Annotated in this window: 27 protein-coding genes; 18 read left to right on the top strand and 9 right to left on the bottom strand. The window is 57.9% G+C overall.

Features of this window, described 5'->3' with window-relative positions; translation table 11 throughout:
• Positions 1 to 126: 126 nt before the first annotated feature.
• The 4 genes from AC07VG_RS12155 (at position 127) to AC07VG_RS12140 (ending at position 5,033) form a co-directional block, all read left to right on the top strand.
• Entirely contained in the window at positions 127 to 1,023 is an 897-nt protein-coding gene (locus AC07VG_RS12155) for a LysR family transcriptional regulator (protein ID WP_454866998.1), read from the top strand.
• Positions 1,024 to 1,158: 135 nt separating this feature from the next.
• Positions 1,159 to 2,745, top strand: coding sequence for a benzoylformate decarboxylase (gene mdlC / locus AC07VG_RS12150; RefSeq protein ID WP_495021208.1), 1,587 nt, complete (start codon positions 1,159 to 1,161; stop codon positions 2,743 to 2,745).
• A gap of 12 nt (positions 2,746 to 2,757) precedes the next feature.
• Positions 2,758 to 3,951, top strand: coding sequence for an alpha-hydroxy-acid oxidizing protein (locus tag AC07VG_RS12145; protein ID WP_495021207.1), 1,194 nt, complete (start codon positions 2,758 to 2,760; stop codon positions 3,949 to 3,951).
• A 2-nt stretch (positions 3,952 to 3,953) separates the two neighbouring features.
• The gene (locus tag AC07VG_RS12140; RefSeq protein WP_495021206.1) at positions 3,954 to 5,033 is read left to right on the top strand and encodes an enolase C-terminal domain-like protein; all 1,080 of its coding nucleotides are present in this window, start codon (positions 3,954 to 3,956) and stop codon (positions 5,031 to 5,033) included.
• 16 nt (positions 5,034 to 5,049) lie between these two features.
• On the opposite strand, the gene AC07VG_RS12135 is transcribed toward AC07VG_RS12140, so the two are convergent.
• Positions 5,050 to 5,727 (bottom strand): TetR/AcrR family transcriptional regulator, encoded by a 678-nt coding sequence (locus tag AC07VG_RS12135; RefSeq protein ID WP_495021205.1) that lies wholly within the window; start codon positions 5,725 to 5,727, stop codon positions 5,050 to 5,052.
• 221 nt (positions 5,728 to 5,948) lie between these two features.
• Between AC07VG_RS12135 and AC07VG_RS12130 the strand changes: the two genes are divergently transcribed.
• Genes AC07VG_RS12130 through AC07VG_RS12110 form a run of 5 tightly spaced genes read left to right on the top strand, consistent with a single transcriptional unit; the run spans position 5,949 to position 10,179 of the window.
• Positions 5,949 to 6,611: a DUF3313 domain-containing protein gene (locus tag AC07VG_RS12130; protein WP_495021204.1), complete on the top strand. Its 663-nt coding sequence runs from the start codon at positions 5,949 to 5,951 to the stop codon at positions 6,609 to 6,611.
• A gap of 8 nt (positions 6,612 to 6,619) precedes the next feature.
• Positions 6,620 to 7,246, top strand: coding sequence for a paraquat-inducible protein A (locus AC07VG_RS12125; RefSeq protein ID WP_495021203.1), 627 nt, complete (start codon positions 6,620 to 6,622; stop codon positions 7,244 to 7,246).
• Positions 7,243 to 7,893: a paraquat-inducible protein A gene (locus AC07VG_RS12120; protein WP_495021202.1), complete on the top strand. Its 651-nt coding sequence runs from the start codon at positions 7,243 to 7,245 to the stop codon at positions 7,891 to 7,893. The genes AC07VG_RS12125 and AC07VG_RS12120 overlap by 4 nt, the downstream gene beginning before the upstream one ends.
• Positions 7,865 to 9,514 (top strand): PqiB family protein, encoded by a 1,650-nt coding sequence (locus tag AC07VG_RS12115; RefSeq protein WP_495021201.1) that lies wholly within the window; start codon positions 7,865 to 7,867, stop codon positions 9,512 to 9,514. The genes AC07VG_RS12120 and AC07VG_RS12115 overlap by 29 nt, the downstream gene beginning before the upstream one ends.
• Entirely contained in the window at positions 9,511 to 10,179 is a 669-nt protein-coding gene (locus tag AC07VG_RS12110; protein WP_495021200.1) for a PqiC family protein, read from the top strand. The genes AC07VG_RS12115 and AC07VG_RS12110 overlap by 4 nt, the downstream gene beginning before the upstream one ends.
• Before the next feature lie 66 nt (positions 10,180 to 10,245).
• Here AC07VG_RS12110 and AC07VG_RS12105 read toward each other — a convergent pair whose 3' ends face one another.
• The 5 genes from AC07VG_RS12105 to AC07VG_RS12085 all read right to left on the bottom strand — a co-directional run bounded on the left by AC07VG_RS12105 (position 10,246) and on the right by AC07VG_RS12085 (position 15,009).
• The gene (locus tag AC07VG_RS12105; protein ID WP_495021199.1) at positions 10,246 to 11,298 is read right to left on the bottom strand and encodes a carbon-nitrogen hydrolase family protein; all 1,053 of its coding nucleotides are present in this window, start codon (positions 11,296 to 11,298) and stop codon (positions 10,246 to 10,248) included.
• 19 nt (positions 11,299 to 11,317) lie between these two features.
• Positions 11,318 to 12,223 carry a transporter gene (locus AC07VG_RS12100; protein WP_495021198.1) on the bottom strand — a complete coding sequence of 302 codons (906 nt, stop codon included), beginning with the start codon at positions 12,221 to 12,223 and terminating at the stop codon, positions 11,318 to 11,320.
• A gap of 45 nt (positions 12,224 to 12,268) precedes the next feature.
• Positions 12,269 to 13,774, bottom strand: coding sequence for an indoleacetamide hydrolase (iaaH, locus tag AC07VG_RS12095; protein WP_495021197.1), 1,506 nt, complete (start codon positions 13,772 to 13,774; stop codon positions 12,269 to 12,271).
• A 95-nt stretch (positions 13,775 to 13,869) separates the two neighbouring features.
• Positions 13,870 to 14,559, bottom strand: coding sequence for a helix-turn-helix transcriptional regulator (locus tag AC07VG_RS12090; protein ID WP_495021196.1), 690 nt, complete (start codon positions 14,557 to 14,559; stop codon positions 13,870 to 13,872).
• A gap of 72 nt (positions 14,560 to 14,631) precedes the next feature.
• Positions 14,632 to 15,009, bottom strand: a complete 378-nt coding sequence (locus AC07VG_RS12085) for a hypothetical protein (RefSeq protein WP_495021195.1) — start codon at positions 15,007 to 15,009, stop codon at positions 14,632 to 14,634.
• A gap of 477 nt (positions 15,010 to 15,486) precedes the next feature.
• Here AC07VG_RS12085 and AC07VG_RS12080 point away from each other — a divergent pair, with 477 nt between their 5' ends.
• From AC07VG_RS12080 to AC07VG_RS12055, 6 genes are all read left to right on the top strand, one after another.
• Positions 15,487 to 16,185 (top strand): alpha/beta hydrolase, encoded by a 699-nt coding sequence (locus AC07VG_RS12080; RefSeq protein ID WP_495021194.1) that lies wholly within the window; start codon positions 15,487 to 15,489, stop codon positions 16,183 to 16,185.
• Positions 16,186 to 16,466: 281 nt separating this feature from the next.
• Positions 16,467 to 16,877 carry a TIGR03757 family integrating conjugative element protein gene (locus tag AC07VG_RS12075; RefSeq protein WP_495021193.1) on the top strand — a complete coding sequence of 137 codons (411 nt, stop codon included), beginning with the start codon at positions 16,467 to 16,469 and terminating at the stop codon, positions 16,875 to 16,877.
• Positions 16,874 to 17,821, top strand: coding sequence for a TIGR03756 family integrating conjugative element protein (locus AC07VG_RS12070; protein WP_495021192.1), 948 nt, complete (start codon positions 16,874 to 16,876; stop codon positions 17,819 to 17,821). The genes AC07VG_RS12075 and AC07VG_RS12070 overlap by 4 nt, the downstream gene beginning before the upstream one ends.
• Before the next feature lie 48 nt (positions 17,822 to 17,869).
• Positions 17,870 to 19,264, top strand: coding sequence for an integrating conjugative element protein (locus AC07VG_RS12065; RefSeq protein WP_495021191.1), 1,395 nt, complete (start codon positions 17,870 to 17,872; stop codon positions 19,262 to 19,264).
• Complete coding sequence (locus tag AC07VG_RS12060) at positions 19,261 to 19,605, top strand: hypothetical protein (protein WP_495004321.1); 345 nt, start codon at positions 19,261 to 19,263, stop codon at positions 19,603 to 19,605. Before AC07VG_RS12065 ends, AC07VG_RS12060 begins: the two co-directional genes overlap by 4 nt.
• 1 nt (position 19,606) lies before the next feature.
• Positions 19,607 to 21,139 carry a conjugal transfer protein TraG N-terminal domain-containing protein gene (locus AC07VG_RS12055; protein ID WP_495021190.1) on the top strand — a complete coding sequence of 511 codons (1,533 nt, stop codon included), beginning with the start codon at positions 19,607 to 19,609 and terminating at the stop codon, positions 21,137 to 21,139.
• Between the two features lie 3 nt (positions 21,140 to 21,142).
• Here the strand turns inward: AC07VG_RS12055 and AC07VG_RS12050 are convergent, their stop codons facing one another.
• Both AC07VG_RS12050 and AC07VG_RS12045 read right to left on the bottom strand, forming a co-directional pair.
• Complete coding sequence (locus AC07VG_RS12050) at positions 21,143 to 21,502, bottom strand: DUF3742 family protein (protein WP_495021189.1); 360 nt, start codon at positions 21,500 to 21,502, stop codon at positions 21,143 to 21,145.
• A 226-nt stretch (positions 21,503 to 21,728) separates the two neighbouring features.
• Positions 21,729 to 22,625: a DUF3742 family protein gene (locus AC07VG_RS12045; RefSeq protein WP_495021345.1), complete on the bottom strand. Its 897-nt coding sequence runs from the start codon at positions 22,623 to 22,625 to the stop codon at positions 21,729 to 21,731.
• 638 nt (positions 22,626 to 23,263) lie between these two features.
• Between AC07VG_RS12045 and AC07VG_RS12040 the strand changes: the two genes are divergently transcribed.
• On the top strand, positions 23,264 to 23,605 hold the full coding sequence (locus tag AC07VG_RS12040; RefSeq protein WP_495021188.1) for a DUF6124 family protein: 342 nt from the start codon (positions 23,264 to 23,266) through the stop codon (positions 23,603 to 23,605).
• A 236-nt stretch (positions 23,606 to 23,841) separates the two neighbouring features.
• Here AC07VG_RS12040 and AC07VG_RS12035 read toward each other — a convergent pair whose 3' ends face one another.
• A complete protein-coding gene (locus AC07VG_RS12035) occupies positions 23,842 to 24,402 on the bottom strand; it encodes a hypothetical protein (protein WP_495021187.1) in 561 nt (186 codons plus the stop codon).
• An 87-nt stretch (positions 24,403 to 24,489) separates the two neighbouring features.
• Here AC07VG_RS12035 and AC07VG_RS12030 point away from each other — a divergent pair, with 87 nt between their 5' ends.
• Both AC07VG_RS12030 and AC07VG_RS12025 read left to right on the top strand, forming a co-directional pair.
• Complete coding sequence (locus tag AC07VG_RS12030; protein WP_495021186.1) at positions 24,490 to 25,530, top strand: hypothetical protein; 1,041 nt, start codon at positions 24,490 to 24,492, stop codon at positions 25,528 to 25,530.
• 784 nt (positions 25,531 to 26,314) lie between these two features.
• Positions 26,315 to 26,656 carry a DUF6124 family protein gene (locus AC07VG_RS12025; protein ID WP_495021185.1) on the top strand — a complete coding sequence of 114 codons (342 nt, stop codon included), beginning with the start codon at positions 26,315 to 26,317 and terminating at the stop codon, positions 26,654 to 26,656.
• Positions 26,657 to 26,691: the final 35 nt, after the last annotated feature.

Here is a 26,691-nt window from a genome sequence, read left to right as displayed (position 1 = left end):
CTACCGGGGGGCATTGCGAAGTTGCGTACGACTACTTCGTTTGCGTTTCCAGACGATATGGATAGAATCCGAATAGATCAAATAGATAGATTTTTCAATTTAATATAAATAAAAACTATATTCGGAGTGACAGTGATCGACCTCAATCTGGTCCGGGTCTTCGTGACGATTTTCGAAACCGGCAGTGTCAGCGGCGCCGCCGAGCGCTTACATGTGACCCAACCGTCCGTGAGCTACGCGTTGTCTCGCCTGCGTACATTGCTTAACGAGCCACTGTTCACACGCAGCCGGGATGGCATGCAGCCCACGTTCCTGGCCACCCAGCTGTATGCGAAATTCCGTTATTCACTATCAGAGATCGAGCGGGCCATTGCCCAGACCAGCCACTTCGATCCACGGGTTTCGACCCGCGGCTTTCGCCTGGCCTTGTCTGATCTTGGCGAGGTGTTCTTTCTGCCTTACATCCTCAAGGCCTTGCAGGCGCAAGCACCCGAGACCGAGCTGGAAATCATCCAGATTGACATCGACAAGCTGGGAGAGTGGCTGAGTACCGGAAAGATCGACGCGGCCATCTGTAACCGCAGTGACTCACCGCTCAATGCTAACTGTGACCTGATTTTTAGTGAGCGCTATGTGTGCCTGGTGTGTCAGGACCACCCACGCATTGGTTCGACGATGACGATGGAGCAGTACCTGGAGGAGAACCACGTGGTGGTATCCGCAGTGACCGGACACCATGTGGTGGAGGATCGATTGCGCGAATCAGGCTTCGAACGCAAGGTCAGATTGCGGGTGCCGCACTTCAGTGTCTTGCCGGAAGTTGTTTCCAGCAGCGACCTGCTGGTTACCCTGCCCTCACGGGTGGCGACCATGTTCGCCTCTCGCAGCCATACCCGCGTGGTGGAACTGCCCTTTAGCGTTCCGTCTATCGAAGTCAGCCTGCAATGGAATGATCATGACAGCGATATCCTTGCGCAACGGTGGTTTTGTGGGCTGTTGAAGGACACCCTGGCAGGCCTTTGAGCTCAAGCGGCTGGAAACTGACCAGCCGCCCAGAAAAATAGACATCATCTATATTAAGTCGAAAAAATCATCTATTTGATCTATTCAAGATGACCTCTTACTTTTGAGGCTGACGTTTTGACAGAGATCATCGCAATGGCATCCGTACACTCCACGACCTACGAACTGCTGCGTCGCCAAGGCATTACCACCGTCTTTGGCAACCCGGGCTCCAACGAGCTGCCGTTCCTCAAAGACTTCCCAACGGATTTCAATTACGTCCTCGGTCTGCACGAGGGCGTGGTTGTCGGAATCGCCGATGGTTACGCACAGGCCAGCGGCACCCCCGGTTTCGTGAACCTGCATTCGGCCGCCGGCACCGGCAACGCCATGGGTGCGCTGAGCAATGCCTGGAACTCTCATTCGCCACTGATCATCACCGCAGGCCAGCAGACTCGCGCCATGGTTGGGGTGGAAGCGCTGCTGACCAATGTCGACGCCGCCAACCTGCCCAGGCCACTGGTCAAATGGAGCTATGAGCCGGCCAGTGCCCAGGAAGTCCCGCACGCCATGAGTCGTGCGATCCATATGGCCTCCATGTCACCGCGCGGGCCGGTCTACTTGTCCGTGCCCTATGACGACTGGGCGCGGGAAGCCGATCCACAATCTTCTCACTTGCTTGAGCGACGGGTAGTCAGTGCCGGGTTGCCGGGCGATGCCCTTCTAGCGGATCTGCTCGAGCAACTGTCGAACGCCCGCAACCCGGTGCTGGTGTTGGGGCCAGATGTCGATGCAGCGAAGGCCAACTCGCATTGCGTAACATTGGCAGAACGCCTGAAAGCCCCGGTGTGGGTCGCTCCGTCGGCACCGCGCTGTCCCTTCCCGACGCGCCATCCGTGCTTTCGTGGCCTGCTGCCGGCAGGCATTGCGGCCATTGGAAAACTGCTGGAAGGTCATGACTTGGTACTGGTGCTCGGTGCACCGGTGTTTCGCTACCATCAATACGATCCGGGTCAGTACCTGGCTCAAGGTACGCGACTGATTGCGGTTACCTGTGACCCACTGGAAGCGGCGCGGGCCCCCATGGGTGACGCCATCGTTGGCGATGTCGGCTTGATTGCCGCCACCTTGGCCGAACGCATAACGTCCTCCTCCCGGACAATGCCGGCAGCGCTATCACCGCCTGAGCCGGTGGAACAGCTCGCAGGCCCGTTGCGCCCAGAGGTGGTGTTCGACACGATCAACGAAATCGCTCCGCACGATGCCATTTACCTGAACGAATCCACCTCCACCACCGCGCTGATGTGGCAACGCCTGACCATGCGCAGTCCAGGCAGCTACTACTTCGCCGCTGCCGGTGGCCTGGGGTTTGCCATGCCCGCAGCAGTGGGTGTTCAACTGGCCGAACCGGAGCGCCGCGTCATTGCTGTGATCGGTGACGGCTCGGCCAACTACAGCATCACCGCACTATGGACCGCTGTTCAATACAACATCCCGACGATTTTCGTCATCATGAACAACGGGACCTACGGCGCCTTGCGCTGGTTTGCCGGGGTTCTGCAGGTGGAGAATGTGCCAGGCCTGGACGTCCCGGGCATCGACTTCTGTGCCCTGGCCAAGGGCTATGGCATGCAGTCGTTCAAAGCCGAGGACCGAGGCCAACTTGAAGATGCGCTTCATCAGGCTCTGGCGCTGCACGCCCCCATATTGATCGAAGTCAGCACATTGGCGCCGCAGAACTGAGGAGCATCATCCATGTGGAACAATGCTCCGCTGAACGTCGCCGACTATCGTGAGTTGGCTCGTCGGCGCTTACCAAAAATGGTCTTCGATTACCTTGAAGGCGGCGCCGAAGATGAACAGGGTCTGCAACACAACCGCGAGGTGTTCCAGAACGTTCGGTTCAAGCCGCGCCGGTTGATGGATGTCAGCCAGCGTGACCTCTCGACCAGTCTGTTCGGCAAACGCCAGTCACTGCCACTGTTGATCGGCCCTACCGGCCTCAATGGCGCGTTGTGGCCCGAGGGCGATCTGGCCTTGGCCCGTGCGGCAAGCCGGGCGGGCATACCTTTTGTGCTGTCCACCGCTTCCAATTTGTCCATCGAGGATATGGCCCGGCGCTGTGATGGTGAACTGTGGTTCCAGCTCTATGTGGTTCATCGCACCCTGGCCGAACAGATGGTCGAGCGCGCGCTGGCGGCTGGCTACAAGACCCTGGTGCTGACCACCGATGTGGCAGTCAACGGCTATCGCGAACGCGACCTGCGCAATCAGTTCAAGATGCCGATGAGCTACACCCCGCGGGTCATGCTCGACGGTTGCCTGCATCCGCGCTGGTCACTTGACCTGGTTCGCCATGGCATGCCGGAACTGGCCAACTTCGTTAGCAGTGAAGCGTCCAGCCTGGAGGTCCAGGCCGCCCTGATGAGTCGGCAGATGGACGCCAGTTTTGATTGGCAGGCATTACGCTGGTTGCGTGACAAATGGCCCCACACCTTGTTGGTCAAGGGCCTGCTGGATGCCGACGATGCGGCCCGATGTATCGCCGAGGGCGTCGATGGGGTAATTCTGTCCAATCACGGTGGACGTCAACTCGACACGGCCATCTCGCCATTCGAAGTGCTGGCTGAAACCGTGCGCAAGGTCAGCCCCCCAGTACTGATCGACAGCGGCTTCCGCCGCGGGGCCGATATCGTCAAGGCGTTGGCCATGGGGGCCAACGCGGTATTACTGGGACGCGCCACTCTGTATGGGTTGGCGGCGCGGGGCGAAGTCGGTGTGGATGATGTGTTGCGCCTGCTCAAAGCCGATATCGACCGGACCCTGGCCCAGATTGGCTGCCCCTCTATCGCGTACTTGTCGCCTGCTTACCTTGATTTGCCTGCTACGCGTGCATTGGCCGCCCCGGAGCCGGCCCAGATACTCCCCTTTGAACAAGCGAGAAGTTAACGATGTCTGTCGTCAAGATTACCGGGCTCAAGTCCCGAGCGGTGAATGTTCCCCTGACATATCCCATTCATACCGCCGTCGGCACTGTAGCCACAGCCCCGTTGGTGCTGTTGGACCTGACTACCGACGCTGGTGTAACCGGGCATGCCTACCTGTTCGCTTACACGCCGATAGCGCTCAAGCCGCTCAAGCGGATGGTCGATGACATGGCCAGTCTGATCATCGATCAGCCCTTGGCACCCAGTGACTTGGAACAGATGCTCAGCAAGCGCTTTTGTTTGTTGGGTTTCACTGGCTTGGTGCGCATGGCCGCCGCCGGGATCGACATGGCGGCCTGGGACGCTTTGGCCAAGACTCAGGGGCTGCCGCTGGTACAGTGTCTGGGCGGCAATCTACGGGCAGTGAAAAGCTACGACAGTCACAGCCTGGACGGTGAAGCCCTGGCTACGTCACGTGCCGTTGACGCCGCCGAAGCAGGTTTTCGCGCGGTTAAAACCAAGATCGGCTATGCCAGTCTGGCCGAGGATCTGCGAGTCATTCGGAGCATGCGCCGCGCGGTGGGTGAGGATTTTTCCATCATGGTCGACTACAACCAGAGCCTGACCGTGCCCGAAGCGATCCGCCGGGGCCTAGCCCTGCAACAAGAAGACTTGGCCTGGATCGAAGAACCGACTCTTCAGTACGACTATATCGGTCATGCTCGAATCTGCGAAGCATTGGATATACCGATTCAGATCGGCGAGAACTGGTTCGGCCCCGAAGAGATGTTCAAGGCGCTGAGCGCCGGTGCCTGCGACCTGGCGATGCCGGATGTCATGAAAATTGGTGGTGTTACCGGATGGCTCCGAGCAAGTGCGTTAGCCCAGCAATTCAGCCTGCCGCTTTCCAGCCACTTGTTTCAGGAGTTCAGTGCACACCTGCTGGCAATCTCACCCACCGCTGACTGGCTCGAACGGCTGGACATCGCAGGAGCTGTTGTTGAGCCGACTCTGACCTTCAAGGACGGAAACGCCGTGATCCCGGACTTGCCAGGTGTCGGGATTGTGTGGCGCGAAACGCAAATCGATAAATTCACTATTTGAGCCCGACGAAGTTGGCCTAGGCCTTAATCTTGGCCTGTCGCTTATCGCCAGCCTTGCCTGCGCCGCTGACGGTAGCCTGGCGAGGCGCAGCTCCCAAGAGGAACATTTCTACCGCCCGACCGACCAACGTCTGGATCTGCTCGACCGCCAGCGGTTCTGAACTGGGCTGGTAGAGCCTGACCTGTACTTCCGCGGTCAACAATGCCAGGAACTGTGCCGCCTTGACCTGAGGATCGGCCTCGCGCAGTTCGCCACGGCCCATGGCTTGCGCCATCCAGGCCGACAACACCTCGTTACAATCGCTTGGCCCAGCCTCGTAGAACAGCATGCCGATGTTCGAGCGCCCCGCCTCGGCCATGACCATCCGGTACACCGCCAGAGCACTGCTCTCGTTGGTCAGCACAAACAACATGCGCTCGCCAAAGCGCATCAGCATCTGCTCAAGCGTAAACCGCTCCCGATCAGGCGCGGACAACTGCGCCACGGCCTCGGATAAATGCACGGTCGCCACCGAACGAACGACTTCCACAAACAGCGCTTCCTTGGACGGGAAATAGCCATAGAGCGTGGCCTTCGAACCGCCCAGGCGCTTGGTCAACTCATTCATCGACGCCCGCTCGTAACCCACCTCCTGAAACAGCAGCGCCGCGGCCTCAACGATTGCTTCGCGACGCGCCTCCGTCCTTACCTTCATCACCACTCCAATCGCTTAAGTGAACCATCATGTACACTTTTGCTTGACAGGTATTCTTCCGCCGCGCAAGAATCTAAAGCGTACCAAGTGGTTTAGTTTTAATCGGGAAACACTGTACTTCCCAGGCCCTTCAAAGACAAGGAAAGGCTGGAGCACACCTGACCTCAACGTCAAGACCACCCTCTCCCACCTGACCACGCTTCTTCAAACAGGGTTCCAACATGAACAAAATGCTCAAGGTTTCTCAACGGGTCATGCTGACGATCACCCTGGCCCTGGCCGGATGTGCCACAACCACCCCATCGTTGTATACCGGTATCGACTCCTCGGCACGCCTGGCACCGAACACCGAGGATGACGCCTACCGCGTGCCCTACCTCTACAAGGCCAACGTTGACTGGCGCAACTACTCCGCGGTCATTCTCGAACCGATCACGATCTATCAGGCGCCAGACAATCAATTCGGCGACCTGACACAGGCCGACAGGCAAACCCTCGCCGGCCATATGAAAAAGCAGTTCAGCGAACGTTTGCAAGAGCGCTTCAAGTTGACCCGAATCCCCGCACCCAATGCCCTGCGCATCAAGCTGACCTTGACCGGTGCGCAAACCACCACGCCCTTTCTCGGCACGTTCACGCGCTTCGATCTGGCCGGCGGCCCATACAACATCGTGCAATCGATTCGCGGAAAGGAGGGTACGTTTACCGGTTCGGTCAGTTATGCGGTCGAGATCTACGACTCGTCCAGCAACCGCCTGCTTAACGCCTACGTGACCAAGCAATACCCCAACTCGCTGAACATCGGCGCCACCCGTGGAGCCCTGAGCGCGGCAAAAACCGGGATCGATAAAGGCGCCGACGCGCTGGTCGCCCAGTTCAAATAGCGGCGCCCATGAAAACCTATCCGTACCTGATTGCCTGCGAGCATTGCGACACGGTGTACCAACGCTTCACCGTGGCCTCAGGCGAAGTGGCGCGCTGTCGGCGCTGCTCGGCGGTCCTGTATCGCGGCAGTCTTCTGGATATCGACCGCTGGCTGGCGCTGACGGTCGCCGCGGCCATCGCCTTCGTGATCGCCAATACCTGCCCGGTCATTCGCATCGATTTTCATGGCCAGCACAACGAAGCGACGCTCTGGGACGCCGCCGCCGCGCTCGCCCAGGGCACGGCGCTGCCTGTTGCGATGCTGGTGGCGTTTTCGACCATCGTCGCGCCCCTGCTGCAGATCGTCCTGCTGGGCTGGGTGCTGGGCTTCGCCCAATTCAGGCGAAAAGCCCCCGGGTTCGCCCAGGTCATGAAGCTGCTGATCCATTTGCGCCCCTGGTGCATGGTTGAAGTCTGCCTGCTCGCTACCCTGGTCGCTGTGATCAAGCTCTCCAGCTTGCTTCAGGTGCTGCCGGGCGCGGGTATCCGAGGCATGGCCGTGTTGATGATACTGCTCGGCTTGATCGCCAACCGGGATCTGCGCTGTCTATGGGAGCTGGCCGCGCAGCCATCGGCCAGTGGGGTGAACCCATGACCCCTTCACCGCGTTCGGCGCAGTTGGGTGTCGTTGCCTGCCCCTTGTGTGGACTGGTCTGCGAGAGCCCCCCCGATCAAGGCCCCCCCGCTCGCTGCCCGCGCTGCCGCTCAAGACTTCATCGACGGCGCCCGGACAGCCTTGCGCAAGCCTGGGCCTTTCTCCTGTCCGGTCTCATTGCCTATGTGCCCGCCAACGTCCTGCCGGTGATGTACTCCAGCCAGTTTGGCCAAGGCAGCGAGAGCACACTGCTGCACGGCGTCATCGAATTCTGGGCATCGGGGGATTTTGGCATCGCCCTGGTGATCTTCGTTGCCAGCGTGCTGGTACCTTGCGGCAAGTTTCTGGTGCTCGGCACCTTACTGCTCAGCGCACAGCGGCGCAGCCGTTGGGCCACACACGAACGGGCGCGCCTCTACCGTCTGATCGAGTTGATCGGTTACTGGTCGATGCTCGATGTGATGGTGGTCGCCATCGTCGCGGCCCTTGTCAGGTTTCAAGCCGTCAGCGTCATCGAGCCGCGCGCAGGCATCTTTTTCTTCGGCCTGATGGTGATTCTCACCCTGCTCTCGGCCATGAGTTTCGATCCACGTCTGATCTGGGATGGTGAGCAAGACCATGCAACAAATGCCCGACAACGCCGATGACCAGCCCCTCCCACCGCGGGTGGATAAACGTCGCACAATATCCCTGGTCTGGCTGGTGCCCCTGGTCGCCGCGCTGGTCGGGCTGTCGATGTTGATGCATGCCTGGCTGTCGGTCGGCCCGCACATCACCCTGACCTTTCAAACCGCCACCGGACTGGAAGCCGGCAAGACACCGGTCAAATACAAGGACGTCACGGTCGGCAGCGTGTCCGCCATCACCTTGAGCGATGACCGCTCCCATGTGCGGGTCACGGCCTCGCTGGTCGAGAGCGCCGCGAGCCTCGCCCGCGAGGACACCCGTTTCTGGGTTGTCCGGCCACGTATCGGTGCCCGAGGCATCTCCGGTGTCGATACCCTGCTTTCAGGGGCCTATATCGGCGTGGATGCCGGCACCTCGACACAGCCGGCCAATGCCTTTATCGGCCTGGAGTCTCCGCCCACCCTGATCAATGGCATGCCGGGCAAGGTCTTTACCCTTCATACCGCGCAGCTTGATTCGCTGGATATCGATTCCCCCGTGTACTACCGCGACATCAAGGTCGGACGGCTGGTGTCGTATCAGTTGGACCACGATGGCCGGGATGTAAGCCTGCAAATCTTCATCGACACGCCCTACGACCGTTTCGTGACAAGCGATACACGCTTCTGGAATGCCAGCGGCGTGAATATCTCCCTCGGTGCCGAAGGATTGAAAGTCAAAACCCAATCAATGGCTGCCATTGTGGCCGGAGGCATTGCGTTTGCTTCGCCGGAGGGTAGTCGCGCCGAATCGGCTCCCGCCCTCTCGTCCTTCACGCTGGCCCAGGATCAGCAAGCGGCCATGGCGCAACCGGATGGTCCGGCTCATCACATCCAACTACGTTTTGAGCAATCGTTGCGCGGGCTGACAGTCGGTGCGCCCGTAGAGTTCTCGTCCATCACTATCGGCCGCGTCGTCTCGATGGCGCTCGATTACGATGCGTCCAGGCAGCGCTTTCCGACAATTGTGGGTATAGAGATCTATCCGCAGCGCTTGGGCCTGGTGCTGCAAAAGCTGCCCAAACCCGAGGGCGACCAGGAGCAACAGGCGGCTACATTTCTACGCGGCATGGTCGAGCAGGGACTGCGCGCGCAAGTGCGCTCAAGCAACCTGCTGACAGGCCAGCTCTATGTGGCCCTCGACTATGTACCCAATGCCCCGAAAGCCAAGTTTGATAGCCAGGCTCGACCGCTCAGCATTCCCACCATCCCCAGCAGCTTCGACCACCTGCAAGAACAACTGGCCAGCATCATCGGCAAGGTCGACAAGCTACCGCTTGACGCCATCGCCGGTCATCTGGACGCGACGTTGGTTGGTTTGAACAAAACGCTACAGCAGGTCAATGAGCAAGTGCTGCCACAGACCACACAGACATTGCAGCAGGCGCACAAAACCCTCGGCGTGATGCAGCGCCTGATGGAGGGCGACGCGCCGCTACCGCAAGCGCTTGGCCAGGCCCTGCAAGAGGTAAAGCGCGCGGCGGTGGCCTTGCGCGTGCTCAGCGACCTGCTGGGCCGTCATCCGCAATCCTTGCTGCGCGGCCGACCGGACGATCAACCGATCCCGCCTACCCGCTCGGCCTCCCAGGAGTCAGCACCATGAACATTGCATCCCGTCCGGGCCTGCTCGCCCTGCTCATAGGGCTGAGCGGCTGCAGCGCGACACCTATCCATTATCACACGTTGGTTTCACCCGCCCCAGCGACCGCGTCCCGGCTAGCACCGGCGCCCTTCCTGATCGATATCCTGGCAGTGGGGGTGCCGGTGCAGATGGACCAGCCGCAGTGGGTGGTGCGGCGTGGAACAAACAGCCTCGACGTATTGGAAGGCGAACGCTGGGGCGCACCGCTGAGTGAAGAACTGCGCAGCGCCCTCTCCACCGAGCTGACACAGCGTCTCGACACCGAGGATATTTCCGGACTGACGCCCTCGTCGGATCAAGCGGTGCTGAGAATCAAGGTGCAGGTTCGACGTTTCGATAACTGGCCGGGCAAGCAGGTCGAGTTGTACGCGAACTGGAGTTTGAGTTTGGCGGATGACACAGCCCCTGCCCGCTTGATTTGCCAGGGACAGTTCCGCGAGGACGCGCCCGGCGGCTACGCGCAACTCGCCGACGCTCAACAACGCATTGTCGCCGCGCTGGGCGAACAAATCGCCACCGATGCCCGTCAGTGGTCGCAGTCGCGAAGTTTTCACCTGAGCGAGAAGCCTGATCACCCACGCACCGGGATCACGGGCATCATGCCTGTTGCACAATGCTTGCAATAGCACCTCCCCCACCAATCCGTTGTCACTGGAAAACGGGTTGACGGGGCAAGCCTACTGAAAAAAGCCCTACTTTTTTCCTTGCTCTTCTGGGCTTTCCTCGCCTCTGGCAACATCCGCTCCCGCACCGAACGCCAACACCGATGTCGTCGGCAGCGGCTGCGGCTGAACATAATGCACACGCGTCATTCGCTCCCGGTTGACCAGTAACCGCAGCACATCAGGGCGTGAATAGTGACCAACAGGGTCGTAGGCAGCTTTGGCAACACCAATCACCCCTAAGTCGATATCAGCATAGAGGATGCCCTCCTCTGTTTCCGCCAATGGCGTACATAGAGGTGCGCCATCCGGACCGTAGATCATCGCAAAGCCGCCACCTTCCAGCAGCAACTCGGCCTTGGCCGGAGAGTCAATCAACTCATCGAGCATTTCTTTGGACACCGTGGCACATGGCGCCAGCACAAAACACTGACCTTCCAGTGCATAGACTTGCGAGGCGGCATTATTGGCTTGGGCACTAAGTTGAAATGCAGCCCCCCTGTATACCGAAAAGCTAGGCCAGGCCGCGATATGTACCTGTTCGTGCTGAGCATACATAGCGTACTTGGACAGAGGCTGAATATGCTCCGCGCAGCACAAGGCGCCTAAACGACCCAAGTTAGTGTCATGCACGGCCAGATCACTGCCATCACCCTCTCCGTAGACTGAGCGCTCCACGTGAGTCGGCTTGAGCTTACGCCGTGTGGCGACTACCCGACCGCAATCGTCAATGATCGCCTGAGCCAGATACAAGGTACCGCCAGAACGTTCCGTGAAGCCCATTACCACGTGAATCTTGTGCTGAGCCGCAGCCCTGCAGAGGTGCTCGAAGGGTTCACTGCCGACCTCCAGAGCGTTGTCAAAGTTGCGCTGGACGAAGCGCATACCACCGGCCGGTGAGTCCAGCCAGATCCACCAGGGATATCCCGGCAACCACGCTTCAGGGAAAGCCACCAGCGAGGCTCCCTCAGCTGCCGCCTGAGCAATCAGTCCAATGGCTTTGGCCACGCCAGCTTCTAGGTCGAGGAACGCAGGGGCGGCCTGCACCGCGGCTACTTTGTACTGTTTTTTATGCACAGTCATGCTTGGTCACCTTGCTTAGTCAGAAAATATGAGCCAGACGCACATTCACACGCAGGTTTTCCTGCGGGCCATTGCTTACATCGAGGTCTTGGCCTACCTGGGTTTGCAGTTGTGTTTTTGGGGTAAGGAAGTGCGACCAAGTCAGCAGGTAACGCTTGGTATTCAGGCTGTCGTTCTGGCTGACACCGCCTAGATGATTTTCGCCACCCGTGGTGTGGAATAAGCTGACCCCAAACTGGTCGGTGGGGCTGAATACATAGCGTAGGTGCGTCTGCACTTCAAAAACCGAGTCTTGACGTAGTGTGCGACCGGCAAAGTCATTGTTCTTGCCGAACTCATCGTGCTCCAGCGTGATTTCACCGTACAGCGTCCGAGGAATGATTGCCTGAACGTAGTTGACTTCAAATACCCCCTTCCAGCGGTTCTCGCCGATGTTCATTGAACCTTTGTCGCTGTCGTAGCTGCCTAGCGGCAAGCCGATGTAACCCCCCAAGCTGAAGTAACGCTCGTTGACCGCATCGTTGAGGAGCCAGATATTACTGCCGATAATGGGGTCGCCAAAATTGCTTTCAGAAGCATGATTGTCACCACTCATTTTCAGATGCCCATAGGGCAGAATCACCTGAGGTGTCACCAGGAAGCCACCTAGCGAAGTCCATTTCACGAATCGAGCCAGAGCCACATCACTACTGAGGCGAAAATCCCCCTGCGCCTCATGACCGTCTACCTTCAATGTATTGCGCTCGGCGTGTTGGTAGTACAGAACCCCTAGATCCGTGCCCTCGGGCAAAGGAGCCGAATCTCCAGGCTCGGTGGTAACCACACCGGCACAGGCCCCTGCGGTATACCCAACTAATAGCGTCGCCACTGCCCGTTTGAGTCCATTCGCAAGACACCCGTGTTTTAGCACCGACTTATTTTTCATATCAGCTCACTTTTGTAGTTGGGGCGTTGGGAATAGCTTTGCGGTTTATTGAGCAGGGCCAGCCTGGCGTCCGAGGACCGATTGCATGCTCAGGCCGATAGCCAACAGGTGACCATCAGAGTCGGGCATTCCATCGATTTCCAAACCAACCGGCAGCGCGCTACGTGGGCCAAGCCCAATAGGGAGTGTCAAGCCAGGCATGCGAGCATTGCTGCCGGGATCGGCATTGCGGATCATCCGTGCAAACGCAGCAAAGGTAGTAGCTTCAGGTTCGCTTTTGATCGCCACATCGGGGGTGGTCGGAAACACCAAGGCATCGAGACGGTTGTCCCGTATGAGCGCCTGGTACATCTGCATCAGTGCAGGAACGCCTTTGTTGATCGCCCAGTCGTAGGCCGGCTTCAGATCAACGAGATTGCCATTGGCGTCAGGAAGTTTTTGCGGAATGATGAATCGGTGAAAAATATCCCTTACATCGGGGCTCGAGATCTGACGAGCTAATGTCTCGATACTGATACCGCTGCCGCTAATCACCAGATAGCGCTGCAGGTCTAATTTTCCCTCGTACAATGCAATCGGCATCCCTACCTTGGCATCCAGTTCGAAGACCCCAGACATAGAAACAGGCACCAGCTGGAACCCAGCAGCCTCAAGCTTTTTGAGCGCTTGGCTGGCGGTGGTTGCAACATCTGAATTCAGGTCTTGCCAGAACTCAGCTGGCACACCCAACCTTATCGCGGAGGCCTTCGGCGCTACTACTGGCTTCAGCCCGGTAATGACCTGATCCAGTAAAACCACATCCTCAACACAACGTGTCATGGGCCCGGCAGTGTCACGTGTATGGGATATCGGCGTAATACCTTGCTGACTGTAGCGCCCCACCGTAGGCCTGAAACCTACACAGCCATTGAGTGCACAAGGTTGACGGATGGATCCACCGGTGTCGGTGCCCAAGGCCATTGGTATCAGCCTTGCGCCCACCGCACTGGCACTGCCTGAAGACGAACCTCCGGCGATCAGCGTCGAGTCGTAGGCATTGCGCACGCCAACTACTCCTGGCTCATGAAAAGCCGTGTTGTAGCCGGATGTGCCATAGGCCAGCTCCTGCATATTGGTCTTGCCAATGACAATCGCTCCGGCGGCTATCAGCCGATCAACGATGGGCGCGTTGATCTTCGGATAAAAGTCCGCCAGCGCGGGGGTTCCCGCACTATTGGCGAAGCCTTTAACCTGGATATTGTCCTTGATGGCGATGGGCACACCGCCCAAGGGCAGACAGGGTTTACCCTGTTGCATGCGTTGATCGTAAGCGTCTGCCTGTGCCAGAGCAGCATGTGCGTCAACCGAGATGAACGCATTCAATTCCTTATGAGTCTCGATACGCGCCAGCCAACCTTCCACCAACTGGCGACTGGTAACAGTTTTCGAGCAGATCAGTTTTGCCGTTTCAACACCGGTCAATTCATAGAAATTAGCCGGTAATACTCCTGCACTCGACACGCTGGCAGCCAACGCCAACGGTGGTCCGATGCCCCATTTCAACTGTCGCATCACTCGTATCCTGTCCAGTTATCGGGCCCCTATGCCCTGCCACTAAACTAACGAGTGTGCCGATCGGCCGCTTCCTCATTAATGAGGAGGAGGTACTAGAAATGTCGAGCCAGTTGAGTACGATTCGCGCAGTCGAGCTTGCACATTGCATTGCTCAAATGGGTTCGAACAGTGGTGAAGGCAATGCCCAATTGCCGAGCAACTTCCTTGTCGCTTGCACCGTTTGCGACCAATCGCGCGACATCAACCTCACGCCCCGAAAGCCCTTGCGCAGGTTGAATGGCCGATGACAGTGAACGCACAAAATAAGGTGAAAGACTATTGAGAATGCGCTCTTCCCGAAGTGTAAAGGACTGCTCTCCAGCCCCCCGCCAAATGCGCAGATCCCCTACATCAACGCCCTCGTCGAAAAAGTAGATATTGATGCCATGGTACATGCCTGTCGGCTTCAGAAAATCGACGTAGAACTCACTGCCTAGCAGCTCAGGACGAGCTATCACATTGTCCACGTTGGTGGCCGACACGCGCGCGCGCAAGGCCGGAGTAACATGATCGACCTGACAGAAGTACTGATCGTAGCTGTCCAGCATCTCGCCACTGATATTGACTGCAACTCTCTGGGTCGATTTCTGGCGCTGGGCATCCCATACAAACGAGGCTGCATAGTCAGCGTTGAGCAGCAAGGTCACCAGTTCAAGAACCTCTGCTCGCGCCTGAGCCTTGCCACGATACTCAGAAAGCCGCCAGATGATTTCGGCAACGTACTCCACTTCCAGCTTGCTCAAATCTGTCGTAACCATTGCGATAAACCCTCCCCTACCGCTTGCACCAACGAAACAGTCTGTGCACAGCAAGAATCAGGCCTTGCGCAGGTTACGCAGAACAACGTTTGAGAGTATTCGAAGGCAGCTCACCGAACGGCTTGCGGGAATGTTGCACAAAGCACCAAAAATGCACGAAACATGATCCAGCGCTAGGTCGGTGACATTGCGAACGTTGCAATTGGTCTTGCTGAGACAGGCGTTAATGCGTGCGCGCTTTCTCTCACGGATAAAGCATTGAGGACACAGATCCAAACTGGAAAACCTGAGATGCTTCAGCCGCGCTTGTGCGGCGCAAGCTCTGGGTAAGCGGATGGGGTGGCCGCCGACGTGCTCATTGATATAGTGCGATACCGCATACTGGTCCGCATTTTCGAAAGCCTGGCTGCGCTGACTCAACAGGTGCGTGCCCATGTTCGGATTACTCTGATTATTGTTATGGACCATCAATCACGACCCTTGAAAAACAGCGCAAGAGAATCGTTAATTTTTATGGTTAGAAGAACAATATGAGCAGTATCGCTGCAGCGCAAATAGACAGTTTCAAGATTGCATATAGACCATCTTTATAATCATCGCAACACCAAAAAGCTTGTTTTAAATCCCAACTGATTATACTGTTAGGTCGCAGGCGAAATTATAATTTTAGGCCGCGCAAAAAACTCTTATTCGCGGGCGCCTATGGACCGAACGCGGGGATCAACTGTTGGCGGATCTACGAAGAATTTTAGCTTCAAAGGCACGCCTGACTGCGGGTGCTCATGAAAACCGCATTTTCGCTGGAGCACGTCGATTTTCCGTCGATGGCCGCACGCACAGGTAAAACCAGCACGCTGACGGACTATAAGCACCTACGACAGTCGGCGAACCTTCTACCTCAGGAGTCAGACAATGAGCAACCAACCCACAATCGTTTTAGTGCATGGTTTCTGGGGCGGTGCCGCCCAATGGAACAAGGTCATTCTCGAGCTGGCACGAAAAGGCTACAGCTCCATTCGGGCGGTTGAACTCCCGTTGACGTCGCTAGCCGACGATGCTGAGCGTACCCGTAAAATGGTGGCGCAGGTCAGTGGCCCGGTCTTGTTGGTGGGGCACTCCTACGGAGGAGTGGTCATTAGCGAAGCCGGTGATCAGCCCAATGTGGTCGGTCTCGTCTACATCGCAGCGTTCGCCCCCGATGCTGGAGAAAGCCCTGCTGGTATCACTCAGGAATTTCCGCCTGTCGTATTGCCTAATCTCGCGCCCGACAGTGACGGTTACCTGTGGGTCAAATTCGAGAAGTTCCACGAGAGCTTTTGCCAGGATCTAACACCGGACGACGCCTTGGTCATGGCCGTGACCCAGAAGGCGCCTCTTGCCAGCACCTTTGGCAATGCAGTTACGACCCCGGCATGGAAAAAGAAACCTTCTTGGTACCAGATCTCGAGCGAGGACAGAATGATCTCCCCAGAAAACCAGAAGCGCATGTCAGCTCGGCTCGAGGCGAGAAAAGTCATTACCTTAGCGGCGAGTCATGCGTCACTGGCATCAAAACCACGTGAAGTATCGGAACTCATCGGCGAGGCGGCCTCAGAGGCAATGAAATCGTAGTGACTGGCACGGTATGTTGATGCGCGGCAGGCACTACAGCACTTGTCCCCAGGCGCGAAGCTCAGCATCCGACTCAATAGTACCGCTTGAACTTAACGCGAAATCGATTTCCTGCAAATTGACCTATACCCCTTTACCTAATAGCGAAATTGATCTGCGATATTGGACTTGCCACCACCACACATCCCCTCAAAAAAGCCACCGCCCGGGATCCTGTTTTCTGGCTGTGATCGCGCGTCGTTTTAGAGAGGATCTAGGTTTCTGTTACCTGGACCTTTGCCATGACGCTATTGCATTTGCCTCCTCTTCGGTCACTTGGCCTGACGGCCCTGCTGACCATCGCTCCAACCTGTTTCGCCAGCACCTGGGTCATCACGGACTCGGCTCATCCTGTTGAGGTGACTGCGGACGTTCGTTTGGTCCACCTAGATCGACTTGACCAGCTGGAGGCTGAGCTTTCCAGTTTGCTGCCGGACGATCCTGCTCAGGTGCAGGCTCTCTTTCAGGAAAGCCTCACAGCCGAGGCCGCCGCCGAGATCAGCCAGGCTCACCAGGACGTGGTAGAAGCCTGGAACCTCGGCGTCACCAAGATGCCGGCCGTTGTCGTGGACCACCGCTACGTCGTCTACGGCGATCCGAACCTTGAGCAGGCGCTCGCGAAGATCGAGCAGTTCAGGAGGGATCAGCCATGAGCCTTTGTGCGCCAAGTCGACGTGTGAAATCGTGGGTACCGGTTCTCCTGGCCCTTCCCTACTCGACCCTGAGCCTAGCCCTGGACACGGCCACCATCATCCCGTCGGTGTCGTCTCCGAGCTGTCTGGAGTACCAGGTCGTGGGCGTGTGCTATTGGCTGCGGTGTACGCCCTTCGGCTGTAGCGTCAAGACATCGGCCAAGGTCCGGCATTACGTGCCCGATGCCGTGGTCTCCAGTTACTCCTCCACGGGTGAGAATCCCTGGACCGAGGTCAAACTGCTGAGCCCGACCAACCCGATGGCCCAGGGTGGAGGCAGCGGTACCACCAACAATTCGAACGAGAACAACCTCGCCGTCTTCAAGAACGTCGATGTGATTGGCCATCCAGGCATTGCGGCGTTCAATGCCTTTGCCAGTGGCTCGGGTTATACCTGCGCAGGAGCCGGTACACCCTATGTGCCCAACCTCCTCAGTACCCTGGATCCCCTCGGCTGGCGCCACGGCATTCCGGAAAGCATCTACCCGCCTTCATTGATCCCGGGCCTGCGTGAGATCGGCAGCAGGCTGGCGCTGAACCTGTGGGGCAGCGTCTATCCGCGCAGCGGCTTTCTGCACCAGCCTGACGACTACAAGGCCTCCGCCGTGACGGCTCAACGCGCGGGGGACATCGTCACCCGCCCGGGCCAGTTGCATGTCTACCAGCCGCTCCTGGCGTTGCCCAGCCCGGGCTACTGGCCAGCGGGGGAATTACGCGAATCCGATCCCAGCACGGGCAAGTGGCAATCGCTGACGCCGGTGCTCAGTCAATCCTGCTCGGTCTTTCCTCACCCGGGCCCTCACCCGCAGGCCCGGGACGGCGGTTATGCCTGGTCGTTGTGGCGCCCCTACACCTGCTGCAAGCGAGAGGGACAGACCTTCCTCGGCAGTACCGGCCCTCAGTAACGTTTTTCCCGTCTTTGCATCGTTTTTTACGGAACGGAGTTCCCCCTCATGACTTGGATGTCAGTGCTTCACCCTTCTTCAGCCGCCCCCTGGCTGGCCCTCCTCACGGCCCTGTCGAGCCCCCTCACTTTCGCAGTACCCCCCAGTTTCAGCAGCACCGGCAGCGTGATCGGTGACGACGTGCTGTACCGCATTGGTGGTGGTAATGCGGTGTCCATGGGACGTGCCGGCAACATGCGCAGTTTCGGCGTGGGCGTCGGCTGGAACAGCAACCTCATGTGCGGAAACATGGACCTGTCCACCACCCTGCACAACCAGCTCAACGGACTCACCGATGGCTTTCAGAGCATCATGGGGAGTTTGATTCAGAACGCCACCGGAGCTGTGGCCTCGCTGCCGGCGCTGATCATTCAGCGGGCGGACCCGGCCCTGTACAACCTGCTCACCAACGGCATCCTGCAGGCTCGTCTGGACTTCGATCGCTCCAAGAGCACTTGTCGCGCCATGGCCGAGCGCATGATCAACGTGGCCGGCAGCCAAAGCGGCTGGGGCTCACTCGCTGAAGGCCAGGCCCTCAAGGAAGCCATGGGCCAGAAAAGCGATGCCGTCGCGGTGACAGCCCAGGCCGAGTCGGACAAGGGCAACACCGGCATTCCCTGGGTGGGTGGTGACAAAGCCGGTGGCCAGGGCCAGCCACCGATCCGGGTGGTGAACACCGTCACCAAGGCCGGCTACAACCTCCTCAATGGTCGTGGCGCCACAGAGTCATCGCCCATCGCGCCCGCCGATTGCAACAACGGCATGCTCTGCGGTGTCTGGCGCTCACCCGATGAAGCCGCCACCTTCGCCAACCGAGTGCTGGGCGAAGTGGAACAGCAGACCTGTGAGGACTGCACCAAGAGCAGCACCACGGCCGGTGTCGGCCTGACGCCACTGATTCAGGAAGAGTACGAAAGCAAACTCCAGTCGCTGCAAGCGCTGATTGCCGGTACCCAGCCGCCCAGCCTGGAGAACCTCGCCGCCGCTGGCAGCAGCTCGATGCCCATCACCCGTGGCGTTATCACCGCACTGCGCGATGAGCCCGACCAGGAGCTGTTGGCTCAGCGCCTGGCGTCGGAGACCGCCGTCACCAGCGTGCTGGAGAAAGCCCTGTTGCTACAACGTGCCCTGTTGGCCGGCAACAAGGAACCCAACGTCGCCGCCAACGAGATCGCCACAGCAGCAGTGAACCAGGAGCGTGAATCCCTGCAACAGGAAATCACCAACCTGCGGACCGAGCTGGAGCTGCGCCGTGCCCTGACCAGCAACTCCCCCGCCGCCATCATCGCCCGCCACACCGAGCGCAAGGACAACTCCCGGACCATCTACGAGGGCGACCCGGACACCAACCGCCTTGAGAGCGTGGAGAAGGACGTCAACAGCCGTCGGAGGATGCAGCCATGAGCACGCCCTCTTCTTCCCGTTTCAAAAGCCTGGGCATCTGGGGGCCCATCGCCGTCGCCTTGTTGGTCATCATCATCGCCGCAGCCTTCAACCTCGGCGGTGTGTATGTGATGCAGGGGTTGCCGGCCTGGCAATCCTGGAGAGCTCACACCTACTGGTATTTCTTTGCCTGGCGGATGGGGCTTTACAGCGCTGCCCTACTGGGGTGGCTCAAGTACCGCGCACGCCTACTCAAGCGTGAACCGGGCGCGAGCCTGCGCTGGCGCCGAGCCGAAATTGCGGTCGTGATGGCCTTGGTTCTGATGGAACTGTCCCGCGCTCACACGCAGCTAGGAGGCTGATATGACCCTCTACACCAACGATTATCTGGAGTACTACCTCACCCTGGTGGGCTGGCTCGTCGGCAACGGCATCTGGGACGTGCTGATGGACTCAGGGCTCTTTGCCCTGCCGTTCTTTGCGATCCTGCTTCAGGAATGGCTCAAGGCCCGTGACGAAGGCGCCGATGAGGGCAACAAGGGGCTGCTGGCCGCCACCCGCATCGAGAACCGGCTCTGGCTGGCCACCGCCGTGATCATGTTTGCGGGCGTGCCCTTCATTGAGCTCAATCTCACCACCCTGCAGTTCGACGACACGCGTTCGCAACAATGTCAGTACCAGGTGCCGGCGCCCGAGGACACCGGCTGGGGCCGCTCCTTCACCTCCCTGAATAACCAGAGCGCTCGCGTGCCGGTGTGGTGGTGGTTCGTGCATTCAATGTCCAAGGCGGTGACCGGCGCTGCGGTGGCGGCCATTCCGTGCGGGACGGATCTGCGGCAGATGCGCATGCAGGTCAACACCACCCGGCTGCATGACCCGGTGCTCACCCAGGAAGTGGCTGACTTTACTAATGACTGCTACGGCTACTCCCGGGCCAAGCTGTTCATGAGCCGCCCTACCCTGAGTGACGAACAAACCCACGACATCAACTGGATCGGCTCCCGGTACTTCAACCAGCAGTCCGGGTACTACGACACCTACCATTCCAAGACCCCGCGAGTTGAGTGGCCCTACGACCCGGTGCGAGACATGGGGTTGGCTGAGGTCAGCCATGGCGGCGGTTACCCGACCTGCAATCAGTGGTGGGCCGACAGTGATCAGGGGCTGCGCGCACGGCTACTGACTCAGGTAGACATCACTCTGCTGGATCGCTTTGTGCGGTGGGCCAGCTCCATGCCCCAGGATGAAGTGAACGACGCGATCATTCGGCAAGTGGTGTCGCCGAGTAGCCAGTGGATGACCCAAGGGCAGCTCTACTCTGACTATGGCGGTCAGGTGCAAAGCTCCCTTTACAACGACTTGAGCCGAGCGGTGAGCACCATTGGCTTATCGATGGGAACAGCTGCCTACTTCCCGGCCATGGACGTTGTGCGCCAGGCGCTGCCCATGGTGATGGCGGCGCTGAAGATGGCGCTGGTGATCTGCATACCACTGGTGCTGATTTTCAGCACCTACGACCTGAAGGCCGCCGTCACGGTTTCAATCGTGCAGTTCGCGATGATCTTCGTGGACTTTTGGTTTCAGCTTGCGCGCTGGATCGATAGCACCATCCTCGACGCCCTGTACGGCCAAAACTCGCCCTACTCGAATCTGGACCCGTTGATGGGCTTGCACAACATACAGGCCGACATGCTGCTGAATTATGTGATGGCCGCGCTATTCATCATATTGCCAACGTTCTGGATCACTGCCTTGGCTTGGGCAGGCATACACGCTGGACCAATTATCCAAGGGTTGGTAGGTGGAACCAGTGGAGCCCAACAACAGGGAGGCCAGGGTGGGGACATAATGATAGAGAGCATTCATGAAAATACGGAGCCAGATGAAGAAAATTGACTCCTACAAGTCACGATCAAACCTCGGGTCATGAATATATTTAGGTGCATGGGGATCAGGACAGAGCTCCTCCACATCAAAATCTACTATTTCTCCGCCACAGCCCGACTTTCCTCTCTTAAGCCCCTGGAGCGCCAGAAGTCCAACGATTAACAGCGCCATCCAAAAAGCCAAATACAAGAAACAACCTACAAAAACCAACCTCACCGACCACTTCAGGATACCCGCCAAAACGGCGGGCACGCCTTTGCCCTTTAGCCACCCCATGGCTGTATCCTCAGACCTCAGGTAGCGGCCAGATAACCGCCCCAGCGAGAAGCCCAAGCGATATGAAGGTCTCTGCTTTTTAATGTCGTCCGCCATGCTGCTGACCTCTGCTGTTGAGATTCCATTCTTCGCACAGTTCAATGGTGCGATTGTTCAGACCAGCTTTGCAGATGATCCGCAGAAGCGCCTGTAGGGTTTTTCGGCAAATGCTGACGGCGTGGTCTTTCAATAGAGAAGCTGTTGAAGTGGCATCACCCTCGCGGACCGTGAGACCGCCAGTTTTTTACCGTTGCGTGGTCGAATCGATCGATGGCGGATCAGGTCAAGGCTCCTCCACATCAGAGTCCACTCTCTCTGCGCCGCAGTCAGGATCATTCCTCAGAATGCCCATCAGCACCAAGAGCCCAAGAATCAAGGGCGCTATCCAAAACGCCAAATACAAGAAACAGCCGAGAAAGCTCAGCCTCACCGACCACGTCAGGATCCCGGCCAGAACAGCGGGCACGCCTTTGTTCTTTAGCCAGTCCATGCAGTCATCCTCAGCCCTCTGGTAGCGGCCAGAGAACCGCCCCAGCCAGAAGCCCAGCCGATAGGACGGTCCACGATGGCGCGTCGCTGCAAAAGGCCCGTCGCTGCTGTGTTGTGCTTTGCATTTTGCCCACCAGTCCTTCAACGTCTGCATCTGTGCCTGCGAGGCCGCAATGAGCTCAGGATCAGAGGTGGTTTTGATCACCTTCACGACAGCCAACTCGGCGTCGAACCGGTGCACCGTGTATTTGTAGTTGGAGCCGCCCTCTTCTTCCGTGTACCTAGACTGGGTGACATGTAACACAGCGTTCGCCCCCCACAGCCTGGCGGTCTCGATCAGCAGTTGGCGGGCGTCGCTGAGGTCACTGGATTCGCTCCAGCCTTTACCCGTGATCAGCACCCTCTTCATGCCTTTCGGTGGGCCGACTTTGGACCAGACGAAATCGTAGGGCTCAACATAAATGTCTGTCGGGCCAGGTCCAGGAACCACACGTTTTGCCTTCGAGCCCTTGGCAGAAGGTGTCGGCATGAACGTGACGTTCTGCCCGGTCACCAGAGGCGCTCGACCTTCGACGTCATCAAGGTGGAAAAAGTACTGCTCCCTGTCCTCCCCTTTGATGAAACCGTACCCCTTGATGGGAACAAAACTGATGACGACACCTGCGATGCTACCGGCGGCTCTACTGTCCATGTCTGCCACGTAAATCTCTCCATAGTCATACGTCACTGGTAGCCCGTCTGCTGCTTCATCCGCCACGAAGCTCAGCACAACGTTTCAAAGAACCCGCAGCCGTTACTGGCCTGCAGGCCCTCAGCTTCGCAGATGGATACGAGACATATGCGTAGGGGAATTCGTAAAAACAGTGGGTATTTTTCAGCAGGAATCGCCGCCGCTCGAGAGCTCACGGTGACCTTCAGGTGTGAAGTTGGCGCAGGGTGGACGGAAGGGAGTTTTTTGAGGTTCGGCGGACCGCTGAACGAACGTTTCTTGGTCGTGATTTGCTAAGGCCAGCAAGACAACTCGCTTTCAATCGAGTGAAATTTCCTAGAAAATCCTGACCGCTTGTATGCGCCCAATCTCGCGGCTAGGCTTCGACTGTCACTGCTCATCAGTGATCAGGTTTAGCAGCCTGGAAATAAACATTGGGCGCACAGCGCCACCCTAGTCGGGCGCTATTTTTTTGCCTCCGCTTTATGGTGGCTGTGCGCAGGGCATCCTCACGGGTGCGCCGGGTTCCCAATGTTCCGGTCTGCTAACCTGCGTACAGCTGCCACCTCTTCGTTTAGCAGCGATAACTGGCAGTTCCACTTAACATTGGAAGTGCAAATATGTTCAAAGTAACCCCCAATCCGCCTGCAATACCCAACGTTGAAACCATCGATCCTCGTATCGCCGACCGGGCTTTGTCTCACTACAACCTCGGTCCGAGCGCAGGGTCAAAACCTGCCCCTGTCACCACGCTGCACGATCATCTGCATGAACCCAGGCATCAGGAAGACGCCCTGGCCAACGTCTACTCGATTCTGCAATCCGCTGCGGCCACTGCTTATGAATACGCTGACAACCAGACCGGTTCGAACCGCAAGGTCGCGATGGGTGTGGTGCATCTGATTGAGTTGGCACAGCTGAGAATGGATTCAGTGCTGAATGAGCACGCGGTCAGCGGCTGACAGCAGTCCAGAGCGCCCCGTTCACTTTCATTTGAGGATGAAGCCGTACCAGTCCTAAGTGATTACCTGACATCTGCTGAGACTGAGATAAGAAACTCAAGTAGTGTCCGGGATTAGTTGACCACTACACTCGGACACTTACGACGCACTCAACGAGTGTCTCAAATACGGAGTTGCTACCGCACAAGTGGGCGTCCGTTTAATTACGCAAGGCGTGTTCGACCGACGCTTACTCTTTAACGCGTCGACATCACTGAAGACGTTACCGGAAGTTTGGAATATTGAGGGTGCTGCTTTACGAAGGTTCGCACCGACTGTTCCTGCCTGTCCGCCACACACACGGCTATGCTGGGGTAGTCAACCGAGCACGTTGCCAACGCAAGAATGCCGCAGTTCTTGACGCCATAGATGGCGGCAGGGTGCACCGCGAGTGGGCAATCATAGGTCATCTCGCCTAGATAATTGATCTGGCCATTCGTAACGGTAAAGCGCAAGGGTTTCGAGTAAGCGCCCATGAGGCCCCGGCGAGAGCCAAGATCGCTCACTTCATAGGTGCCTGCGGGCATCCATGCCGAGTAATAATCCTTGGGACCCCAGCCGTAGGTTTTGCCTGTGTTCACTTCGCGAAAGCTGATCCAGGTGCCGTAGGGACCTCCCTCGATCAGGGAGCCCAGGACGAGGCCGGCGTTTTCTGCGGAATAGACCTTTGAGTCCAGGGCCATTTCAGGCGGCAATGCCGAACAGGCACTTATCAAGGCAGTGACGCCAATCGCACACAGCTGACTTACTTTATTCATTCAATCCTCGGTCCTTCGAAACAAAATGTGACTCGTCCATTATAATGCGGCATTTCTCACCTTCAGCGTTAAGGATGACACCCCATCATGAGTAGTTTTTTTGCGGGCCGTGCACTGGGCACCGTGGCTTTTGTATTGATTCTGGGAGGCTGCAGCGTATCGGGCAGTTACCCGGACGCGACCGAACCAGACGCCGCAAAATTGCGTTTTATCAGCGAGATGAGCAGTGCCACTTTGGACGTGCTTGATGAGCATCACTGCAACGGCCAAACCACGGGCATTCTCAATAATCTGTTCCTCGCCAACACCCGCAGGCGGGCGGACATGTCGATGCCGCCGGCTTCTGAGAAAGCGCCTTACCTGGAGATCCGGCTGCCCCCTAATAAAGCTCTTCTGCTGCACCTCAATTCACAAGGAGCAGGCTCGCTGTGTGGCACGGCCTTCACTTTCACGCCGCAAAGTGGCGCTGAATATGAACTGACATTTAATAGTGCTGGCAGTCAGTGCATGACCATGCTTAAACGCCTGCACCAGGTGCAGGGGCAGGTCGTGCGTTCGCCCGTCCCGCTGGTGAATAAGGGGCTACCAAGCTGCATTGGCACTAATGCCCTGTTTCCCGCCCCCGCCAAAGGCCTGCCTGATACCTCGGAGCGTGATGGATTGGCACAGCAAATCATCTCCCAGAGCATCATCGCGGAGATGAAACCTGACACCTCCTCCCTGGACGCCAGCGCCCAGGCTCAGGCTGTCGACCTGATCATCAACAAGCGAAAAGGACAGATGAACCTCGATCTGCCGGATGCCTATTGGAACCAATATCGACAGAGCGTCGCGACCCTCCTGGCTCAAGTACAAGGGATAAAAGCTGATGCGCTTGATAAATACAAAGTTGAGTATCGCGCTCGTCTCTCCCGGTTGGACATACCCTCCCTCAAAGCGCTGGTGCCTGATACCCAGGAAACCGACGTCACTCGGGCGCTGGCCGTCAACGGCGCAATGCTGCAGTACTACCGCCGCCTCAATGAGCAATTGCAAAAAGAGGCTGTGGCGGAAAACTGGGGACGTCTGGCCGAGTTGGACAAGCGTTATGGGGTGTGCGAACGGTACGCGCAGTGCTGGCAGAATTGATGATTGAGGGGGCGCTTCAGAATTCGGAATTTAAAGCATGCTAAACCCTCGGGCATTGCTGCCGCGCTCAAAAATGTAGCTAAGCAAGGCGTGTTCTCCGTACGTTTACGGCAAGCTTGCGCCCTTCTGGATAACCTGCGCCAGCGCGTAGAGGCCGCCCGACTGCACTGGATTCCGGCCATCGGGCTGCTCAGAGAGATCGGGCAACTGTTGCCGCATAAATCTCTCAGATCATGAGCAAGACGAGTCAAGTCGAATGCAAATGAGTGGTCAAGTCCATGCAATTGCGCAAAATACGCGTAGGGGAATTCGCAAAAACAGTGGGTATTTTTCAGCATGAATCGCCGCCGCTCGAGAGCTCACGACGACCTTCAGGTGTGAAGTTGGCGCGGGGTGGACGGATGGGAGTTTTTTGAGGTTCGACGGGTCGTTGAGCGAACGCTTTTCCGCAGTGATATGCCAAGGCCAGCAAGACAACTCGCTTTCCATCGAGTGAAATTTCCTAGAAAATCCTGACCGCTTGTTTGCGCCTGATCTCGCGGCTAGGCTTCGATCCGTCACTGCCAATTCAGTGACCGGGTTTAGCAGCCCATTGTGATCAGGCGCACGGCGCCACCTTCTACGAGGCGCTTTTTTTCAGCCTCCGTTTTATGGTGGTCGTGCGCAGGGCACTTCGGTGCGCCGGGTTTCCTGATCACCGGTCTGCTAACCTGCGTACGGCTGCCACCCTCTCGTTTAGCAGCGATGTTGGCGGCTCCCTCAACAGATCGGGAGTAACCAATCTATGTTCAAACCCACCCCCAATCCGCCTGTTTTCTCCAACGTTGAATCCATCGACCCTCGTATCGCCGACCGGGCTTTGTCTCACTACAACCTCGGCCCGGGCGCGGGATCAAAACCTGCCCCTGTCACCACGCTGCACGATCACCTGAGTGAACCCAGGCATCAGGAAGACGCCCTGGCCAACGTCTACTCGATTCTGCAATCCGCAGCCGCCACGGCCTATGAACACGCCGATAACCAAACCGGCTCGAACCGTAAGGTGGCGATGGGGGTGATGCATTTGATTGAACTGGCACAACTGAGAATGAGCTCTGTGCTGGACAAGCAGGCCGTCAGCGGCTGACGGCACTTTGAGAATGAGCGGAAAGCCTGGCTTCC

The organism is Pseudomonas sp. GW821-FHT03C07 (genome assembly GCF_059420925.1).
The sequence above is the reverse complement of the archived record's forward strand: the minus strand, read 5'-3'. Positions and strand labels throughout refer to the sequence as shown.